The organism is Vogesella mureinivorans, from assembly GCF_007644035.1.
Taxonomy (GTDB): Bacteria; Pseudomonadota; Gammaproteobacteria; order Burkholderiales; family Chromobacteriaceae; genus Vogesella; species Vogesella mureinivorans.
Genome location: NZ_VMTV02000305.1, coordinates 1 through 2,143, shown reverse-complemented (window position 1 = coordinate 2,143; position 2,143 = coordinate 1). Strand labels below are relative to the sequence as shown.

The following is a 2,143-nucleotide window of genomic DNA, read 5'->3' as shown; positions in this document are numbered from 1 at the left end:
GAATAGTGATCCAAAAGATAACACCTGAAACTAAAAGAATCGACCCAGCTACATACGTTACATAAACCCCAACATAAGAGGCCGTCAGCCATATAAGTAAGTATATAGCTAGGGTAAATCCAAAAATAATTTTGGCCTTATGATGAATCCAGTTTTTCATATTTTAAAATCTCTTCATAAATTGGCGCAGCTGAGTGGATCTCACCAATCTCTTTTGTACGCACAAAGTAGCTATATTTACCATAACATCCCTTGCCCGCACCCCCGCAGGCGCCCTCAGCGCAATCCTGCCGCATCAGGGCCGTTTCCGGCACCTTTCCTCACCAGTATCCCGGAAAAACGCCCCTGATGATTTCTGCGCGACTGCATGGCTATGCACGCAGGTGAATGGCAGGTGATTTCGCAGCGTCAGCACCACTAAACCGCCAAAAGCCAAAATCAGCGGCGCGGCGCGCGCGGACGTGACCAGGCAAAATCGGACTGCTGCCGCTCATCCTCACGTAATGCACGCTGGCGGTCGGCGTAACGCTGCAACTCAATTTGCGCACGCGCTCTGTTCAGGACGATGTGCCGGTTAGGCTGATTTAGCTTTTTACCTGACGCTCTTTCAGCTGCGGCAACAGCATCATCAAGAAATTTTTTCTCTGCAGGCGTCAAGTTTGTCAGTCTGGCCATAACGTTCTCCAGTCAGAATAAATCAGCACAGTCTGCCAGACACAGTAGAAACGATGAAGCGCCAGCGACGGTGAAAGGCAGTCAGAAACGGTGAACGGGAGCGGATTTTAATCCGGTGCCGTGAGGCGTTGGACAAGCCGCAGGCGCGTCATTAGCTTTTAGCGGGTTTCGGGGCGCAGCCCTGAACCAGTCACGTAGCGCTAGCGGAGTGTATACTGGCTTACTATGTTGGCACGGATGCGGAAATCAGTGAAGTGCTTCATGTAGCAGGAGAAAAAAGGCGGCAACGGCGCGTCAGCAGAATATGCGATACAGGATATATTCCGCTTCCTCGCTCACTGACTCGCTGCGCTCGGTCGTTCGGCTGCGGCGAGCGGTGCCGGCTTACAGGCGGGGCGGAAATTTCCTGGGAGATACCAGGAAGGAGCTTAACAGGGAAGAGATAAGGCCGCGGCGAAGCCGTTTTTCCATAGGCTCCGCCCCCCTGACAAACATCATGAAATCTGACGCTCAAATCAGTGGTGGCGAAACCCGATGCGGCTTAAAGATACCAGGCGTTTCCCCCTGGTGGCTCCCTCGTGCTCCCCCGCATTCCTGCCTTTCGGTTTACCGGTGTCATTCCGCTGTTATGGCCGCGTTTATCTCATTCCACGCCTGACACTCAGTTCCGCGAAGGCAGTTCGCTCCTGGATGGACTGTATGCACGAACCCCCCGTTCAGTCCGACTGCTGCGCCTTATCCGGTAACTATCATCTTGAGTCCAACCCGGAAAGACACGACTTATCGCCACTGGCAGCAGCCACTGGTAACTGATTTAGAGGAGTTAGTCTTGAAGTTATGCGCCTGTTAAGGCTAAACTGAAAGAACAGATTTGGTTACTGCGCTCCTCGTAAGCCAGTTACCACGGTTCAAAGAGTTGCTGCTCTGAGAACCTTCGAAAAACCGCCTTGCAGGGCGGTTTTTTCGTTTACAGAGCAAGAGATTACGACGCCACAGAAAGGATCTCAAGAAGATCCTTCACCGTAATGGAAATCTATCCAATCCGAGCGCATAGGATACACATCGTTATAAAACATCGGATATTATGATCCCAATTAAAATAAGCTCGAGGATAAAAAATGAGTTCAATGGTTTACTGCCGAGGATGTGGCAAGGAAATACACGAAACAGCAAAGTCATGCCCGCACTGCGGAGCCACAAACGCCTCTTCAGGTTCAGGTGAAAAAAGTAGAATCGCAGCCGCGCTATTAGCATTCTTCCTTGGTGGATTTGGCGCACATAAATTTTACTTAGGAAAAATAGGACAGGGGTTCCTGTATCTAATTTTTTGCTGGACATTCATACCCGCGATCATCGCGTTTATTGAGTTTATTATTTATCTATGCGATTCCGATGAAAAATTCGCACGAAAATATGGCTAACTCATAGCAAAAAAAAGCCCCCTAAGGGCTTTTTTTTGTACCTGACG

The 2,143-nt window shown here is 49.9% G+C and carries 2 protein-coding genes; one reads left to right on the top strand and one right to left on the bottom strand.

The window, feature by feature from the left end:
- Positions 1-438: 438 nt before the first annotated feature.
- Positions 439-675: a hypothetical protein gene (locus FLQ44_RS10000; protein ID WP_012772745.1), complete on the bottom strand. Its 237-nt coding sequence runs from the start codon at positions 673-675 to the stop codon at positions 439-441.
- Positions 676-1,793: 1,118 nt separating this feature from the next.
- Here FLQ44_RS10000 and FLQ44_RS09975 point away from each other — a divergent pair.
- Complete coding sequence (locus FLQ44_RS09975; RefSeq protein ID WP_031942343.1) at positions 1,794-2,096, top strand: TM2 domain-containing protein; 303 nt, start codon at positions 1,794-1,796, stop codon at positions 2,094-2,096.
- The last annotated feature ends 47 nt before the right edge of the window (positions 2,097-2,143 follow it).